The following is a 14,391-nucleotide window of genomic DNA, read 5'->3' as shown; positions in this document are numbered from 1 at the left end:
ACCGGCGGTGTCCACGACGGCGGTGAGGGGGGAACTCCGTGGCGATGCCTATTGATCTCTAAGTCGATTCTCAGCCCCGGCGGGCACTGTCGGGTTCGGCGAATCGTTCACCACGTGTAACACCGTTCGACCCACGCACCGACTCGAAGGAAGAGCGCCGAGAAGCAGATGACGAACCACCCGAGGTACACACCCCCGCCGCCGCCTCCGGGCAGTCGTCCCGGTGCCTACGATTCCGCGAACGCCGGCTACCCGGCGCGCCCCACGTCGCCACCTCCTGGCTACGACTGGCGCTACGCGACCCAACAGCACGCGACCCAGCAGCACGGTACCCAGCAGCACGCCTATCGGGGTCCGCACGACCCCTATGCCGCCGGCCCGCAGACCCGCGTCATGCCGGGCACGCAGGAACCGCGGAAGCGTTCGCGCGCAGGAGCGTTGACGGTCGGTGCGCTCGCCATCGCGCTCGTCTCCGCCGGCATCGGCGGCGGTGTCGCCACGCTGGTGCAGCCCGATCGGCCGTCGCTGTCGTCGTCGCTCGGCGGTGCGGCGCCCAGCGAGCCCGCCGCGAGCCTGCCCGCCGGTTCGGTCGAGCAGGTGGCCGCCAAGGTGGTGCCCAGCGTCGTGAAGCTCGAGACCGACATGGGCCGTGCCTCCGAGGAGGGCTCCGGCATCATCCTGTCCTCCGACGGCCTGATCCTGACCAACAACCACGTCGTCGCGGCCGCGAAGGACGGTGGCCCCGGCGGCGGCGCCGTGCAGACCAAGGTGACGTTCTCCAACGGCAACACCACGTCGTTCACCGTCGTGGGTACCGACCCCAGCAGCGACATCGCCGTGGTGCGCGCCGACGGCGCCTCGGGCCTGACGCCGATCACCCTCGGCTCGTCGGCCAACCTTCGGGTGGGCCAGGACGTCGTCGCCATCGGCTCGCCGCTCGGGCTGGAGGGCACGGTGACCACGGGCATCGTCAGCGCGCTCAACCGCCCGGTGGCGGCAGGCGGTGACGCCAAGAACCAGAACACCGTGCTCGACGCCATCCAGACCGACGCCGCGATCAACCCCGGCAACTCCGGTGGAGCGCTGGTCAACATGAACGGCGAGCTGGTCGGCGTGAACTCCGCGATCGCCACCCTGGGCGGCGACTCCGCGGGTCAGTCGCAGAGCGGCTCGATCGGCCTCGGCTTCGCCATCCCGGTGGACCAGGCCAAGCGGATCGCCGACGAACTCATCAAGAGCGGCACCGCATCGCACGCCTCCCTCGGCGTGCAGGTGGGCAACGACGCGACGGTCGACGGCGCGAAGATCGTCGACGTCACGGCCGGCGGCGCCGCCGCGGCGGCGGGGCTGCCCACCGGCGTCACCGTCACCAAGGTGGACGACCGTGCAATCGGCAGCGCCGACGCCCTCGTCGCGGCCGTGCGCTCCAAGGCCCCGGGTGAGCAGGTGACGCTCACCTACCTCGATCCGTCGGGCAAGCCGCAGACCGTGCAGGTGACGCTCGGCAAGGCGCAGCAGTGACGATCGCGCCGGGAACGCCCGGGCTCAGGATGGTCGCACCGCCGTCACTGGCGGCATATACGGTTGGCATCATGGAACAGCCGTCGGAGTTGGTGGGCCGCGCTCTGGTCGTGGTCGTGGACGATCGCACCGCACACGGGGAAGAGGACCACAGCGGTCCGCTGGTCACCGAGCTGCTGGGCGAGGCCGGATTCGTGGTGGACGGCGTCGTGGTCGTGTCCGCCGACGAGATCGAGATCCGCAACGCGTTGAACACCGCCGTCATCGGAGGCGTCGACCTGGTGATCTCGGTGGGCGGCACGGGCGTCACGCCCCGCGACGTCACACCGGAGGCCACGCGCACGATCCTCGACCGCGAATTGCTCGGCATCTCCGAGGCGCTGCGGGCGTCCGGGCTGTCGGCCGGCATCATCGACGCCGGCGTCTCCCGGGGACTGGCCGGTGTCTCGGGCAGCACGCTGGTCGTGAACATCGCCGGCTCGCGCGGCGCCGTGCGTGACGGCATGGCCACACTGGGCCCGTTGGCTGGCCAGATCATCGGCCAGCTGTCCAGCCTGGAGATCTGAGAAGCATCGCCCGACGCCGGCGGCCCCGATCCGGGTCCGTCGGCGTCGTGCTGTCCGCACCACGTGCGTCACTCTGATGTCCTGCGTTAACACCAGATGAACCCGCACACCGCACCAATTGTGATGTTCATCACACGAAAGGGGTCCCGTGAGCGAAGGTGACCGCCCATCGAGGGATGCAGTTAACAAGATTTTCGGCGAATCGATTCCCAATATCACCAGTGACGAGCGTGACGACAGCCACCCCGCCGACGACGCCGAACGCGATCGCTGGCTGCGCGACAACGTGCCGCCGCACCACGGCTGACCAGCACCGATCCACCGAGCGAAGCGCGCCCCCTTCGCCCCGGGTACCGACGCGGCCGCATACCTTCGGTACGCGACCGGCACCGATGTCCGAGTGGTGGGCGGTCGTGCCGAGTCCTCCGTTTCGGCCGGTCGAAATCCAGCAAAGCCGGACCCGCCTGAAGTCTCGCTGAGAGCGCGCCACACCCTTGCGTTGCCGGGGGGATGCCTCCCCGTTATGTTTCTGCTGTCAACGATGAGCAATTCGTAAGAGCAACATGTGGGCTTTCTAATTCAGGCCACATGGACCTCTTTCGAGGTGTGTGGTTTACCCGTAAGCCCACACCGAACAGCAGCGGTGAGCCTGCCGGATCACCTTCGACGCAAAGGGAGAACATGAAGGCAATCAGTCGGGTGCTGGTTGCGCTGGTCGCGGCCGTAGCCGCGTTGTTCGCGAGCACGGGCACCTCTCACGCAGGCCTCGACAACGAGCTGAGCCTCGTTGACGGCAAGGACCGCACGCTGACCATCCAGCAGTGGGACACGTTCCTCAACGGCGTGTTCCCGCTGGACCGCAACCGCCTGACCCGTGAGTGGTTCCACTCCGGCAAGGCCAAGTACATCGTCGCCGGCCCCGGTGCCGACGAGTTCGAGGGCACGCTGGAGCTGGGCTACCAGATCGGCTTCCCCTGGTCGCTGGGCGTGGGCATCAACTTCTCCTACACCACGCCGAACATCCTGATCGACGACGGCAACATCACCCAGCCGCCGTTCGGCCTGGAGTCGGTCATCACCCCGAACCTGTTCCCGGGTGTGTCCTTCAGCGCTGACCTGGGCAACGGCCCCGGCATCCAGGAAGTCGCCACGTTCTCCGTCGACGTCTCGGGTGCTTCGGGTGCGGTCGCGGTGTCCAACGCGCACGGCACGGTGACCGGTGCCGCCGGTGGTGTGCTGCTGCGTCCGTTCGCCCGGCTCATCTCGAGCACGGGTGACTCGGTCACGACCTACGGCGAGCCCTGGAACATGAACTGATCCTCGGTTGAACGAGACAGCCCCCCGGCTTCCGGCCGGGGGGCTGTGTCGTCTTCGGGGCGCGTGCCGTCCAGTGCGCTACGCGCGGCTCAGTCCTTGTCGGCGCTGGTGACCTTGGCCGTGTCCGGGCTCGGGCCGGTGCCGGGCCCCGTGACCGCAGGCGTGCCGGCCGCGCCGTTCGCGAGCAGGTCGCGGATCTCGGTGAGGATGCTCAGCTCGGTGTCCTGGGCCTGCTCTACCTCGCCCTTGCGGCGCAGCCGGTTGTACGGCGTGACCACCAGGAAGTACACCACCGCGGCCACCAGGACGAAGTTGATGGTCGCCGACACCAGCACGTTCAGGTCGATCGTCTGGCCACCGCCGATGCTGATCTTCAGGATGCCGACGTCGGTGCCGCTCGCGCCGATTCGACTGGTCAGCGGCGTGATGATGCTGTCGGTGAACGACTTGACCAAGGCGGTGAACGCGGTGCCGATGACCACGGCCACCGACAGGTCGACGATGTTGCCGCGAGCGAGGAACTCCTTGAAACCCTTGAGCACGTGCTGATCCTTCCCATCGGTGGTTGGGTGGGTGGCTCCCCCCGGCGAGTCACGTTAGTACCGCCGGCCAGACGCGGCGTCTCGAATCACGGCGGGGTTCAGCGCAGCGTCAGCGTGATCGCCTGGGTCAGGGAAGCCCCCGCCACCTCGGTGGCGGCACGCGCCGGCAGCGCGACCAGTACGACGCGTTGGCTGCCCGACGTGGGAGACGTCGACCGCTCCGAGACGGTCACCACGACGGCGTCGGCGGCGAGGATCCGAGGAACGGGCGCCGCACCGTCCCCGGGTGGCACGGGCGCCGTCGCGAGGACGTCGACGACGTCCCCTGCGCGCAACAGGTCGAGCAGCGCCGCATCGGCCAGATCCAGCGCGACGATGCGGGCGTCCGGTCCGGCGGCGGCACCGGTCAGGCGTGGACTGAGGACGCGGACGTCGGTGAGCACCTCGCCGCGGCGTGCTGGCCCGGCCAGGGTGATGCCGACCAGAGCCGAAGGGTCGTGTTGTGCGCCATCGGGAGTCGTTGCCGCCGAATGGCGTTCGAGCCGGACGTCGTCAGCGGTCAGCGCGCTACCGGCGTTGAGGTCGCGGGCGGCGACGACGACGTCCACGCGTCCGTCGGCCGGGTTGGGACGCAGTGCCGCCGCGGCGGCGAGGAGGACCAGGGCGCCCGCCACGGCCCGCCGTGCGGCGACCGTCCTGGTCCAGTCCGGCCGCAGTGCGAGCATGCGGTGCCACGGCGTCGGATCGAGCGCTTCCCCCACACCGTCACGCTAGCCAGCGCCGCCGACGGCGAACAGCGGTCGGGGCGCGGCCTGTGGACAACTCCTAACTGGAGCTGGTGGAACTGCTCGACGACGCGGCCGCCGGGCTGCTCGAGCCCGATGAACCCGAGCCGGAGGAACCCGACCCCGAGGAGCCCGAAGACCCCGACGAGCCGTTCGAGCCGGTGCTCGACGAGGAGTCCGACGAGGACGAGGAGGACGAGTCGCTGCTCTTCGACTCACCCGAGGACGAGGACTTCGACGACGAGTCGCGACTGTCGGTGCGGTAGAAGCCGCTGCCCTTGAACACCACGCCCACCTTGCCGAACAGCTTGCGCAGCCGGCCGTTGCACTTGGGGCACGTGGTCAGCGCGTCGTCGGTGAACGCCTGCACCACGTCGAAGCGGTTGTCGCATTCGGTGCACGCGTAGGAATAGGTGGGCACGGGAACCTCCGAAGACGGTCAAGACTGCTTAGCACTCTACCGGTGCAAGTGCTAGAACCGCCACGCGGGTCGGTGAATTCCCCTGCGGTGGTGGCGCGGTCACTTCCCGAGCGGCTGAAGCCCCCGGCCCGGTGTCACCACGTGGGTCATCGGGACGTCGTGAGGTTCGGCGGGAATCTCGTCGAGCACCTCGTCGTCGCGGACGACGGCCACCAGGCGCGCCCCCGCCGCCGCCAGGGGCAGCGTTCTGTCGTAGAACCCGGCGCCACGCCCCAGCCGCGCGCCCTGGCGGTCCACCGCCAGCGCCGGCACCAGGACCAGGGTGGCCTCCGCGATCGCCTCCGGCGGCAGGTGCGGCGGCGCCGGCTCGTGCAATCCGTACGGCGCCGCGACCAGGCGGCCGGCCCGGTATTCGCCCCACTGCAGCGGCGCGGGTCCGTCGGACGTCTCGCGGGCGACGGGCAGGAGCACCCGGACCCCTCGTCCGACCAGTGCGTCGAGGGCGTCGAGAGACCCGGGCTCGGAACCGACCGGGACGTACGCGCAGATCGTGGCACCCTCGGCCACGAGTTCGCGCAGTGTGGTCGCGACGGCGGCCGCCTCGGCACGGCGTCGGTCACCGTCGACGGCGCGGCGGGCGTGCAGGATGGCCTCGCGGAGGCGTGCCTTCGCCGTTTGACCCGGTTGCACGTGGCTAACCATGTCACCTGCGGTGTGAACTCGACGCTTAGGGGGTTGTATGCAGCCGATGACGTTATGGTGTTCCCGATGACGACACAGGCTCGGGTGCCGATTCCGCGCACCGCGGTCGTTCCCGCCGCTGGGCTGGGTACGCGTTTCCTTCCCGCGACCAAGACGGTGCCCAAGGAGTTGCTGCCGGTGGTCGACACGCCCGGCATCGAACTCGTCGCGGCCGAGGCTGCGGAGGCCGGTGGCGAGCGGCTGATCATCGTGACCTCGGAGGGCAAGGACGGCGTCGTCGCGCACTTCGTCGAGGACCTCATCCTCGAGGGCACGCTCGAGGCACGCGGCAAGCAGGTGATGCTCGAGAAGGTGCGGCGCGCGCCCGCGCTGATCAAGGTCGAGTCGGTGGTTCAGGCTCAGCCGCTGGGCCTCGGGCACGCCGTCGGCTGCGTCGAGGAGAAGCTCTCGCCCGACGAGGACGCGATCGCGGTGCTGCTGCCGGATGACCTGGTGCTGCCGACCGGCGTGCTGGAGACCATGTCGAAGGTGCGTGCCAAGCGCGGCGGGTCGGTGCTGTGCGCGATCGAGGTGCCGCCCGACGAGATCAGCGCATACGGCGTGTTCGACGTCGAGGTGGTGCCCGACGCCGCCAATCCGAACGTGCTCAAGGTCAACGGCATGGTCGAGAAGCCCAAGGTCGAGGACGCACCGTCGCCGTACGCGGCCGCCGGTCGCTACGTGCTCGACCGGGCGATCTTCGACGCGCTGCGCCGGGTGCAGAAGGGCGTCGGCGGCGAGATCCAGCTGACCGACGCCATCGCCCTGCTGATCGAGGAGGGCCATCCGGTCCACGTGGTGGTGCACCGCGGTTCTCGACACGACTTGGGAAATCCCGGCGGCTACCTCAAGGCTGCGGTTGACTTTGCGTTGGAACGCGACGACTACGGCCCCGACCTGAGGCGCTGGCTGGTCGAGCGATTGGGTCTCGCCGAACGCTGACGCGACGCGCAGGAGTGCACGGCGGGCCTCGGTAGAGCAGAAAGGCGCACTGTGCGTTCGGTGGAGGAGCAGCAGGCTCGCGTGGCGTCGGCGGCGGTGGCGCCGCGGCCGGTGCGCGTGGCGATCGCCGAGGCGCAGGGATTGATGTGCGCCGAGGAGGTCGTCACCGAACGGCCGCTACCCGGCTTCGACCAGGCCGCGATCGATGGCTACGCGGTGCGCAGCGTCGACGTGTTGGGCGCAGAACCGATCGGCGACACCGCCGACGATGGCGGCCCGGCGCGCGTGCAGGAGATCGTGCTGCCCGTGATGGGGCTGATCGAGGCGGGCGCGCGCACCCCGAGCAGGCTGCAGCCACGCCAGGCTGCGCGCGTGCAGACCGGTGCGCCCATGCCGACGCTCGCCGACGCGGTGCTGCCGCTGCGCTGGACCGACGGCGGCGACGCGCGGGTGCGCGTGCTGCGCAGCGTCCGCTCGGGCGCGTACGTTCGGCGCACCGGAGACGACGTGCAACCGGGTGACGTCGCGGTGCGCGCCGGCACGATCATCGGCGCCGCGCAGGTGGGGCTGCTGGCGGCGGTGGGTCGCGAGCGGGTGCTGGTGCACCCGCGGCCGCGGCTCTCGGTGCTGTGCGTCGGCGGGGAACTGGTCGACATCTCCCGCACGCCCGGCAACGGACAGGTCTACGACGTCAACTCCTACGCCCTCGCGGCGGCGGCCCGCGACGCTGGTGCCGAGGTCAATCGCGTCGGCATCGTCGACACCGATCCCAAGACGCTGCGCGACGTCGTCGAGGGGCAGGTGAACCGGGCCGAGATCGTGGTGATCGCCGGCGCCGTGGGCGGCGCGGCCGCCGAGAGCGTCCGCACGGTGCTCGGCGAGATGGGCGACATGGAGGTGGCCCGCATCGCGATGCATCCCGGCTCCGTGCAGGGCTTCGGGCAGTTGGGCCGCGACGGCGTGCCGGTGTTCCTGCTGCCGGCCAACCCGGTGAGCGCCCTGGTGGTGTTCGAGGTGATGGTGCGTCCGCTGATCCGGATGTCGCTGGGCAAGCGGCAGCCGATGCGTCGCGTCGTGCAGGCCCGCGCGCTGTCGCCGATCACGTCGGTCGCGGGACGCAAGGGCTTCCTGCGCGGGCAGCTGATGCGCGACCAGGACACCGGCGAGTACCTGGTGCAGGCGCTCGGTGGCGCGCCCGGGGCCTCGTCGCACCTGCTGGCGACGCTGGCGGAGGCCAACTGCCTGGTCACGGTGCCCAGCGAGACCGAGGAGGTCCGCACCGGCGAGATCGTCGACGTCGCCTTCCTGGCGCAGCGCGGCTGACCGACCCCGGACCGCGACGTGTTCCGCTCGAGTGCGATGCATCCCGGCTGGCCGCGGCCGGCGGGGCCGTTGCGCGTCCCCGCCGGGCTGGTGCGGTTGCGCCCGGTCCGGCTGCGCGACGGCGCGGTGTGGAGCCGCATCCGGCTCACCGACCGCGCACATCTCGAGCCCTGGGAGCCGGTGGCCGAAGTGGACTGGGAGACACGGCATTCGGTGACGTCGTGGCCGTCGATCTGCTCGGGGTTGCGGGCCGAGGCGCGCAAGGGGCGCATGCTGCCGTTCGCGATCGAACTCGACGGCGAGTTCTGCGGCCAGCTGACCTTGGGCAACGTCACCCACGGGGCGCTGCGGTCGGCATGGATCGGCTATTGGGTGGCGCGCGCGGTGACCGGCGGGGGAGTGGCGACCGCGGCACTCGCCCTTGGTCTGGATCACGGGTTCGGGCCGGTGATGCTGCACCGCATCGAGGCCACGGTACGACCCGAGAACGCGCCGAGCCGCCGCGTGCTGGCCAAGACCGGGTTCCGCGAGGAGGGGCTGCTGCGCCGCTATCTCGAGGTCGACGGTGCGTGGCGCGATCATCTGCTGGTGGCGCTCACGGTCGAGGAGATGCAGACGTCGGCGACGTCCGCGCTGGTGCGGGCCGGGCGGGCCGACTGGGCGTGAACTGTTGCAGTTGTGACTTGAGTGACGAATGTGCTTGGAAACGACGAATCACAGGTGTGTAATTGTCCTCGGCGCGTCTCCCCTCGATGCGCTGGTCAGCAGACCTAGCCTGAAGGGGAAAGGAGCCGGCCACCATGCCAAGCATCCCCCAATCCCTGCTCTGGATCTCCCTCGTCGTGCTGTGGCTCTTCGTGCTCGTGCCGATGCTGATCAGCAAGCGCGACACCGTGCGCCGTACGAGTGACGTCGCGCTCGCCACCCGCGTCCTCAACACCGGCCGCAGCGCCCGCCTGCTGCGCCGCCGCGGACCGGCCGCCGGACACTACAGCGATCCGCACTGGCAGCCGTCGGACGAGGCCGAGGACGACTTCGAGGGCGACGACGGCGTCACGGCGCCGCGCAAGACGATCGTGCTGGCCGCCAGCAGTGAGTCCGAGGAGTCCGAGTACCTCGACGTCGACGTCGTGGAGATGGACTCCGGGGCGCTGCCGGTGGGGGCCACCCAGCCCCGCCGTGAGGATCCGCAGCTGCCGCTCGACTTCGACGCGCCGCGCACCGCACCTGAACCGGTGGTCGAGGCCGGTCCCGTCACCGCGGCCATCCGGACCCCCGCCGACGCCGACTTCTCCGACGCCGACTCCGACACGGCAGAGGAGACGGCCGGGAAGACGGCCGCGCCCGTTGCGGAGGCGCCGGCCGCCGAGCCCGCCGCGGCGGTCGCCGGTCGGACCGCGCAGGACGGAACCGACCGCGACGGGACCGACCACGATTACGAGTACGTCGACGACTCGTCGGGCCTCGAGACGCCCGACGACGGCGAGGACGACGCGCGCCTGGGCCGTCCGGCGGCACCGCGACGCGACCGCTTCGAGTCCAAGACCGCCGCCGCCGTGCGGGAGCGCAAGTTCGCCTTCCGCAAGCGCATGCTGCTGGCGATGGGCACCCTGGTGCTGCTCAGCGGCGTCGCGGCATTCTTCGTCTCCGGTGCGCTGTGGTACGTCTGCGGCGCGGTCGGTGCCGTCACGGTGCTGTACCTGGCCTACCTGCGCCGGCAGACCCGCATCGAGGAGCAGTTGCGGCGGCGCCGTGCGCAGCGGCTCTCCCGGTCGCGGCTGGGGGTGGAGAACACCGACGACCCGGAGTTCGAGGTGGTTCCGGAGCGGCTGCGCCGGCCCGGATCGGTCGTGTTGGAAATCGACGACGAGGACCCGGTCTTCGAGCACCTCGACTACGTGCCGTTCTCCCGCACCTACGATCTGCCGCTCGCCGCGGGGCAGTGAACCGCCCGATGACCTCGCGTTTTCTCCCACGGCCGCAGGGCTGATAGCCTGTACCGGCACTAGGGGCTATGGCGCAGTTGGTAGCGCGACTCGTTCGCATCGAGTAGGTCTGGGGTTCGATTCCCCATAGCTCCACTTCTGGACTCTCGTCCTGACGCCGACACCACCGCGTTCCCCACACACGACACTGCGGGGAGATCGCGGATCCGGTGTGGATCGCGTTCTCCCCGCAGTCTCGAAGCGTCAGGGCTGCTCGATGCTCAGCAGCGCGTGCTCTCCACGGGCTCGTCGGCTTCGTCGCGTCCGTAGATGGGGTCGCCGTTCTCGTCGAGCCAGTCGTTGATCGCGGTACCCGAGATCGTTCCCTTGGAACCGGGGAGCACGACGGTGCGGCGGGTGACGTAGTTGCCCGTGTACCGGGGTTCTCCGGTGCGTCGAGTCGATGCGGCCATGATTCCTCCTTCACTGGTCCGATCGGCTGAACTTCCTAGATGCCCTCCGCGACCCGAGGATTAACCTCGCGCGCGGTTGAGGTGCGTCACACCTACCGCAGCTGCTCGCGGAGTTCGCCGAGAATGCGCGAGAGGATCCGCGACACCTGCATCTGCGACGTGCCGATCTTCTCGGCGATCTGGCTCTGCGTCATCGACTCGAAGAAGCGCATCTCCAGGACGTCGCGGTCGCGCTGCGGCAACGCGGCAAGCAACGGGCGCAACGCCTCCCGATTGGTGACGTGCTCGAGGCGCTCGTCATTCTGTCCCACCACGTCGGCCACCATCCGCGGCCGGCCGCCCTCGTCGCCGATCGGCGCGTCCAGCGAGCGCAAGTTGTACGCCTCGGCCGAGACCAGGCACTCCACGACGACGTCGCGGTCGGTGTCGAGGTACTTGGCGAGTTCGGTAGGCGTCGGGGCGTGCCCCAGCACCTGGGTGAGATCCGTTGTGGCGCGGCTGATTTGCACGTGCAGATCGCGGATCCGTCGCGGGACGTGCATCGTCCACGCGTGGTCGCGGAAGTGCCGGCGCACCTCGCCCATCATGGTGGGAATGGCGAAGGCGATGAACGGCGAGCCCAGGGCGGGGTCGAACCGTCGCACCGCGTTCAGCAGCCCGACGCGTGCCACCTGGATCAGATCGTCGAGCGCCTCGCCGCGCCGATCGAAGTGCAGCGCAACGTGATCGGCCATCGGCATGCACCGCTCGATGATGCGGTCACGGTGGCGCTGATGCGCCGTGGTGCCTACCTCGAGCGTGGCGAGGTGCTGAAACATTTCGAGCACGTCGGCGTAGTCGTCGCGGCGGCGCGACGTCGTCGTGCCGCGCGGTGCCGAGGTGGCCGTCGTGGGAAGGGTCGGTTCGGCCTGCCCATCAGTGAGATCTACGTCGATCACGTCGTGGGTGGGCTCGTGGGTCAGGGTCAGCGTGGCGTTCATGGGAGTGAACCTCCCTTTCCGCATGCAGCGGCGAGCTGCATCGCATCCGCGAAGGCGGATAGAAGTACTCAAACACTGGGTGAAACCCGGAAAGGCGTTGTGTCCTCAGCGCGGCTCCGTCGTGGAGTCCCCAGCGGCTGACTGGTCCCGCTCGTCACTAAACGGTGTGAAGGCCGTGTCTCGACCTGTCGACCACGCTACGCGGTTCTTCGGACGGACGAAACCCCTTCAAAGTCTGAACTGGTGAAACGCGGAAATGATTCGGTTACTGGACGGCACGTTCGTCGGAAGGACCGCTGTTGGCAGCCGGCGTGCCCGGTCCGCGCATCGCGTCGAGTAATGCGCCCAGGACGCGTTCGGCGCAGTTCAGGTCGTCGTCCGGTAGGTCGGACAGGGCGTCGCGGTACTGCTCGCCGATCGGTGCGAAATAGGTCTGCGCCAGCTGAAAACCCTGCTCGGAGTACCGCAGGATGACCTTGCGGCGGTCCGCGGGGTGTGCCTCACGGTGCACGTGTCCCGAGCGCACCAGGCGGTCGATGATGTAGGTGACGGCGCCGGCGGAGACGTTGAGCCGCCGCCGTAGATCGCTTGCGGCGAGCGGCGTGCCCTCGTTCTCGGCGACGACCACGTGCAGCAACGCACGGAAGTCGCTCACCGACATGCCGTGTGCGCTGGCGAAGGCCTGTGACAGCCGGTCGGACTCGCTCAGCATGGCGCGCACCGTGAAGGCGATGTCACGGATCAATCCTCGGCGGCCGTCGGTGGGCATCACACGCTCGGTCATGCCGACTCCCTTCCCCCGACCCTCCTCGTCCGTACCGGCGCCGTTGCGGCGTCGTGGTCACTGCCTACCGACTGTCGTCGGCGTCAATCATGCGATGCGCACGGTATCCCACCAGTGGCCGATCAGGGGCATCGGATTCCGTGACAGCCCGTCATACCCCGGACGGTGGTCCCTCAAGCGTCGGCGGTGAGCCGTTTGGCGAACATTCTTTTCGACCGCGCGGTCCGCTCAGCGCTGCAACGTCGCGGGTGCGTAGCGCAGCACGGCGGCGACGCCGTCACGCGGGGCCAGCTCGTCATCGGCGCCGACGATGACCGCGTCGGTGGCCACGGCGGCCAGGGGCAGGACCTCGTCGGCCGGACCGATGTGGTCGGGGGAGACGCCGAGTTCACTGAGGACGCTGGGGTCGGGCGCCACGGTGGTGACGGCGTCGCCGAACACCACGGTGGCGCCGCCGGTGTCGCCGACGATGAGCGTCTCGACGGCGCCCTCGCGCAGTGCCGCACAGACGCCGTGCAAGCCCTCGGTCGCCAGCCCGGACGCGCGCCCGAGTTCGGCGGCGAGCTGCTCGGCCGCACGCCGGACCTCGGCCCGGGCGGCGTCGCGCAGCCAGGCGGTGACGTCGGCGTCGAGGGCGGCCTCGTCGACGCTGTGCCGGGCGCCCGCATTGACCTCCACGACGAGGTCGGCGACGCGCTGTGGTGCAGCCGAGGTGAAGTCCTTGCGCGAGCGCACTTCTCCATTGACGAACACGGCCGCCGGGGAGAGTTCGTCGACCAGAGCCGTGACGTCGTCGACCACGGCGCGGACGTTCTTGCGGGCCGCCTCATCGGTCCGCTGCTGCGGGTCGCCGTAGCCGGCAGTCTCCGCACCGGACGCCTTGTGCACGGGATGGCCGCCTCCGTCGACGGTGTGGGTGCGGGTGCCCGCGGCGGTGCGGACCTCGACGTCGGCGCCCTCGTGGTCGACGGTGACGATGACGTGCGACGGCGTCCGGCCGCCGTGCTCGATGAGGGGCACCAGATAGGGCAACTCGGAGTAGCGCGTGACGGAGTTTTCCGGGACGCGGTCGACGCGCTCGTCGAGCACGACGCCGTCGGACGTGGCGATCAGGCAGCGGCCGCTGCGCCCGACGGCGGGGCGACGCGCGTCGATGGCGGCCCGCATGGCATCGGTGACGTCGCCCGGCGCGCCCTGGGCGTGCAGTTGGGCGGTGAGGTCGCGCCAACGGACGTCGAGTTGCGCATCGGCGTCGGCGGTGTCGTGCGAATCGTCGAAGTAGGCCGTGGCGAACGGTCCACGACGGTCGAGCAGGCTGCGGAAGCGGTCGGTGGGCACGGTGTTTCCCTTCGTCGTCGCAGACAATGTCGATGCGGACCTACCCGGCGCGGCACCGCCGAAACGGGGGCCGTTTCGCGGCCACGCGGCCGGGAATGTGGGAGCCATGCGAAGGACCACGGACCCGACCGCACGACGGAACCCGAACGTCGACGACGTCGAAAAGCGTTGGGGTGACCCGCGTGCGTTGCGCTCGGCCGTCGGCTACGTCGCCGTGGTGGTGCTCATCGCCGCCGCCGCCTTCGTCTGGTATGCCACCGGCAGCCAGTACGACGTGGCGCGCGCGGTGGCCACGCCGGCCGTCCTGTTCGTCGGGGCGGTCGGTGCTCTGGTCAAGACCTACCGGGACTGGCGAGTCGGGCGGACGTGGCCGATCTGGCAGGGCGCGGGATGGTTTCTGCTCAGCCTCGCCCTGGTGACGTTGAGCGTGCCGGCGATGGGAATTGGCGGCTAGCCGTCAACTCGTCGGCTCGGCGTCCTCGTCGGTGGTCATGACGTCGGGGGTGTCGCGCTCGGTGTCCACGTCACCGCTGTTGGAGACCTTCTCGCGACGGCTGTTCTCGTCCGGCTCGTCGGTGTTGTCGTAGATGCCCTGGCCGCGCGGCATGATGCCCTTCCTTCGGGAGTCGACGGAGGTGCGGCGGCGAAGCGTCGTCGCACTCGCGTTCCGCGCGTGAAGGGTGCCCGCTCGGTCGTCGCTCAAACGCGTCGCGACGTCGCCGCGCCCGTGATC

The 14,391-nt window shown here is 69.9% G+C and carries 18 protein-coding genes and 1 tRNA gene; 10 read left to right on the top strand and 9 right to left on the bottom strand.

Features of this window, described 5'->3' with window-relative positions; all coding sequences use genetic code 11:
• Positions 1–168 precede the first annotated feature (168 nt).
• The 4 genes from FZ046_RS00450 (at position 169) to FZ046_RS00440 (ending at position 3,404) form a co-directional block, all read left to right on the top strand.
• Positions 169–1,521 (top strand): S1C family serine protease, encoded by a 1,353-nt coding sequence (locus FZ046_RS00450; protein ID WP_070351143.1) that lies wholly within the window; start codon positions 169–171, stop codon positions 1,519–1,521.
• A gap of 29 nt (positions 1,522–1,550) precedes the next feature.
• Positions 1,551–2,087: a MogA/MoaB family molybdenum cofactor biosynthesis protein gene (locus FZ046_RS00445; RefSeq protein ID WP_083297933.1), complete on the top strand. Its 537-nt coding sequence runs from the start codon at positions 1,551–1,553 to the stop codon at positions 2,085–2,087.
• A 148-nt stretch (positions 2,088–2,235) separates the two neighbouring features.
• The gene (locus FZ046_RS27195) at positions 2,236–2,394 is read left to right on the top strand and encodes a hypothetical protein (protein WP_099045785.1); all 159 of its coding nucleotides are present in this window, start codon (positions 2,236–2,238) and stop codon (positions 2,392–2,394) included.
• Between the two features lie 374 nt (positions 2,395–2,768).
• Positions 2,769–3,404, top strand: coding sequence for a porin MspA (locus FZ046_RS00440; RefSeq protein ID WP_070351144.1), 636 nt, complete (start codon positions 2,769–2,771; stop codon positions 3,402–3,404).
• Between the two features lie 89 nt (positions 3,405–3,493).
• Here FZ046_RS00440 and mscL read toward each other — a convergent pair whose 3' ends face one another.
• The 4 genes from mscL to FZ046_RS00420 all read right to left on the bottom strand — a co-directional run bounded on the left by mscL (position 3,494) and on the right by FZ046_RS00420 (position 5,854).
• Entirely contained in the window at positions 3,494–3,946 is a 453-nt protein-coding gene (gene mscL, locus FZ046_RS00435) for a large-conductance mechanosensitive channel protein MscL (protein WP_070351145.1), read from the bottom strand.
• A gap of 98 nt (positions 3,947–4,044) precedes the next feature.
• Positions 4,045–4,707: an SAF domain-containing protein gene (locus tag FZ046_RS00430; protein WP_070351146.1), complete on the bottom strand. Its 663-nt coding sequence runs from the start codon at positions 4,705–4,707 to the stop codon at positions 4,045–4,047.
• A 64-nt stretch (positions 4,708–4,771) separates the two neighbouring features.
• Complete coding sequence (locus tag FZ046_RS00425) at positions 4,772–5,152, bottom strand: FmdB family zinc ribbon protein (RefSeq protein ID WP_083297934.1); 381 nt, start codon at positions 5,150–5,152, stop codon at positions 4,772–4,774.
• 99 nt (positions 5,153–5,251) lie between these two features.
• Positions 5,252–5,854: a 5-formyltetrahydrofolate cyclo-ligase gene (locus FZ046_RS00420; protein ID WP_070351148.1), complete on the bottom strand. Its 603-nt coding sequence runs from the start codon at positions 5,852–5,854 to the stop codon at positions 5,252–5,254.
• Between the two features lie 66 nt (positions 5,855–5,920).
• On the opposite strand from FZ046_RS00420, the gene FZ046_RS00415 reads away from it, so the two are divergent.
• The 5 genes from FZ046_RS00415 (at position 5,921) to FZ046_RS00395 (ending at position 10,239) form a co-directional block, all read left to right on the top strand.
• Positions 5,921–6,835 (top strand): UTP--glucose-1-phosphate uridylyltransferase, encoded by a 915-nt coding sequence (locus FZ046_RS00415; RefSeq protein ID WP_070351231.1) that lies wholly within the window; start codon positions 5,921–5,923, stop codon positions 6,833–6,835.
• Positions 6,836–6,886: 51 nt separating this feature from the next.
• Positions 6,887–8,158 (top strand): molybdotransferase-like divisome protein Glp, encoded by a 1,272-nt coding sequence (gene glp / locus FZ046_RS00410; RefSeq protein WP_070351149.1) that lies wholly within the window; start codon positions 6,887–6,889, stop codon positions 8,156–8,158.
• Between the two features lie 36 nt (positions 8,159–8,194).
• Complete coding sequence (locus FZ046_RS00405) at positions 8,195–8,824, top strand: GNAT family N-acetyltransferase (RefSeq protein ID WP_070351232.1); 630 nt, start codon at positions 8,195–8,197, stop codon at positions 8,822–8,824.
• 134 nt (positions 8,825–8,958) lie between these two features.
• Positions 8,959–10,104 carry a divisome protein SepX/GlpR gene (gene sepX, locus FZ046_RS00400; RefSeq protein ID WP_070351150.1) on the top strand — a complete coding sequence of 382 codons (1,146 nt, stop codon included), beginning with the start codon at positions 8,959–8,961 and terminating at the stop codon, positions 10,102–10,104.
• A gap of 62 nt (positions 10,105–10,166) precedes the next feature.
• Positions 10,167–10,239 (top strand) — tRNA-Ala (locus tag FZ046_RS00395).
• A 125-nt stretch (positions 10,240–10,364) separates the two neighbouring features.
• On the opposite strand, the gene FZ046_RS00390 is transcribed toward FZ046_RS00395, so the two are convergent.
• The 4 genes from FZ046_RS00390 to FZ046_RS00375 all read right to left on the bottom strand — a co-directional run bounded on the left by FZ046_RS00390 (position 10,365) and on the right by FZ046_RS00375 (position 13,658).
• A complete protein-coding gene (locus tag FZ046_RS00390; RefSeq protein ID WP_070351151.1) occupies positions 10,365–10,556 on the bottom strand; it encodes a hypothetical protein in 192 nt (63 codons plus the stop codon).
• 92 nt (positions 10,557–10,648) lie between these two features.
• The gene (locus FZ046_RS00385) at positions 10,649–11,536 is read right to left on the bottom strand and encodes a SigB/SigF/SigG family RNA polymerase sigma factor (RefSeq protein WP_083297936.1); all 888 of its coding nucleotides are present in this window, start codon (positions 11,534–11,536) and stop codon (positions 10,649–10,651) included.
• 265 nt (positions 11,537–11,801) lie between these two features.
• Entirely contained in the window at positions 11,802–12,320 is a 519-nt protein-coding gene (locus FZ046_RS00380) for a MarR family winged helix-turn-helix transcriptional regulator (protein WP_246182871.1), read from the bottom strand.
• Positions 12,321–12,548: 228 nt separating this feature from the next.
• On the bottom strand, positions 12,549–13,658 hold the full coding sequence (locus FZ046_RS00375) for an Rv2629 family ribosome hibernation factor (RefSeq protein WP_070351152.1): 1,110 nt from the start codon (positions 13,656–13,658) through the stop codon (positions 12,549–12,551).
• Positions 13,659–13,764: 106 nt separating this feature from the next.
• On the opposite strand from FZ046_RS00375, the gene FZ046_RS00370 reads away from it, so the two are divergent.
• Positions 13,765–14,112, top strand: coding sequence for a hypothetical protein (locus tag FZ046_RS00370; RefSeq protein WP_070351153.1), 348 nt, complete (start codon positions 13,765–13,767; stop codon positions 14,110–14,112).
• A 3-nt stretch (positions 14,113–14,115) separates the two neighbouring features.
• On the opposite strand, the gene FZ046_RS27190 is transcribed toward FZ046_RS00370, so the two are convergent.
• Positions 14,116–14,265: a hypothetical protein gene (locus FZ046_RS27190; protein ID WP_170292374.1), complete on the bottom strand. Its 150-nt coding sequence runs from the start codon at positions 14,263–14,265 to the stop codon at positions 14,116–14,118.
• Positions 14,266–14,391 lie beyond the last annotated feature (126 nt).

This window comes from Mycolicibacterium grossiae (assembly GCF_008329645.1).
GTDB classification, from domain to species: Bacteria; Actinomycetota; Actinomycetes; order Mycobacteriales; family Mycobacteriaceae; genus Mycobacterium; species Mycobacterium grossiae.
Note: the sequence above shows the minus strand (reverse complement) of the source record. Positions and strands in the feature narration are given on the sequence as shown.

Bases quoted from the DNA above. Each gene is read 5' to 3' on its own strand.
- FZ046_RS00450 (WP_070351143.1), top strand. From the start codon at position 169: ATGACGAACCACCCGAGGTACACACCCCCGCCGCCGCCTCCGGGCAGT.
- FZ046_RS00445 (WP_083297933.1), top strand. From the start codon at position 1,551: ATGGTCGCACCGCCGTCACTGGCGGCATATACGGTTGGCATCATGGAA.
- FZ046_RS00440 (WP_070351144.1), top strand. From the start codon at position 2,769: ATGAAGGCAATCAGTCGGGTGCTGGTTGCGCTGGTCGCGGCCGTAGCC.
- FZ046_RS00420 (WP_070351148.1), bottom strand. From the start codon at position 5,854: ATGGTTAGCCACGTGCAACCGGGTCAAACGGCGAAGGCACGCCTCCGC.
- FZ046_RS00415 (WP_070351231.1), top strand. From the start codon at position 5,921: ATGACGACACAGGCTCGGGTGCCGATTCCGCGCACCGCGGTCGTTCCC.
- FZ046_RS00405 (WP_070351232.1), top strand. From the start codon at position 8,195: ATGCATCCCGGCTGGCCGCGGCCGGCGGGGCCGTTGCGCGTCCCCGCC.
- sepX (WP_070351150.1), top strand. From the start codon at position 8,959: ATGCCAAGCATCCCCCAATCCCTGCTCTGGATCTCCCTCGTCGTGCTG.
- FZ046_RS00390 (WP_070351151.1), bottom strand. From the start codon at position 10,556: ATGGCCGCATCGACTCGACGCACCGGAGAACCCCGGTACACGGGCAAC.
- FZ046_RS00385 (WP_083297936.1), bottom strand. From the start codon at position 11,536: ATGAACGCCACGCTGACCCTGACCCACGAGCCCACCCACGACGTGATC.
- FZ046_RS00380 (WP_246182871.1), bottom strand. From the start codon at position 12,320: ATGACCGAGCGTGTGATGCCCACCGACGGCCGCCGAGGATTGATCCGT.
- FZ046_RS00370 (WP_070351153.1), top strand. From the start codon at position 13,765: ATGCGAAGGACCACGGACCCGACCGCACGACGGAACCCGAACGTCGAC.
- FZ046_RS27190 (WP_170292374.1), bottom strand. From the start codon at position 14,265: ATGCCGCGCGGCCAGGGCATCTACGACAACACCGACGAGCCGGACGAG.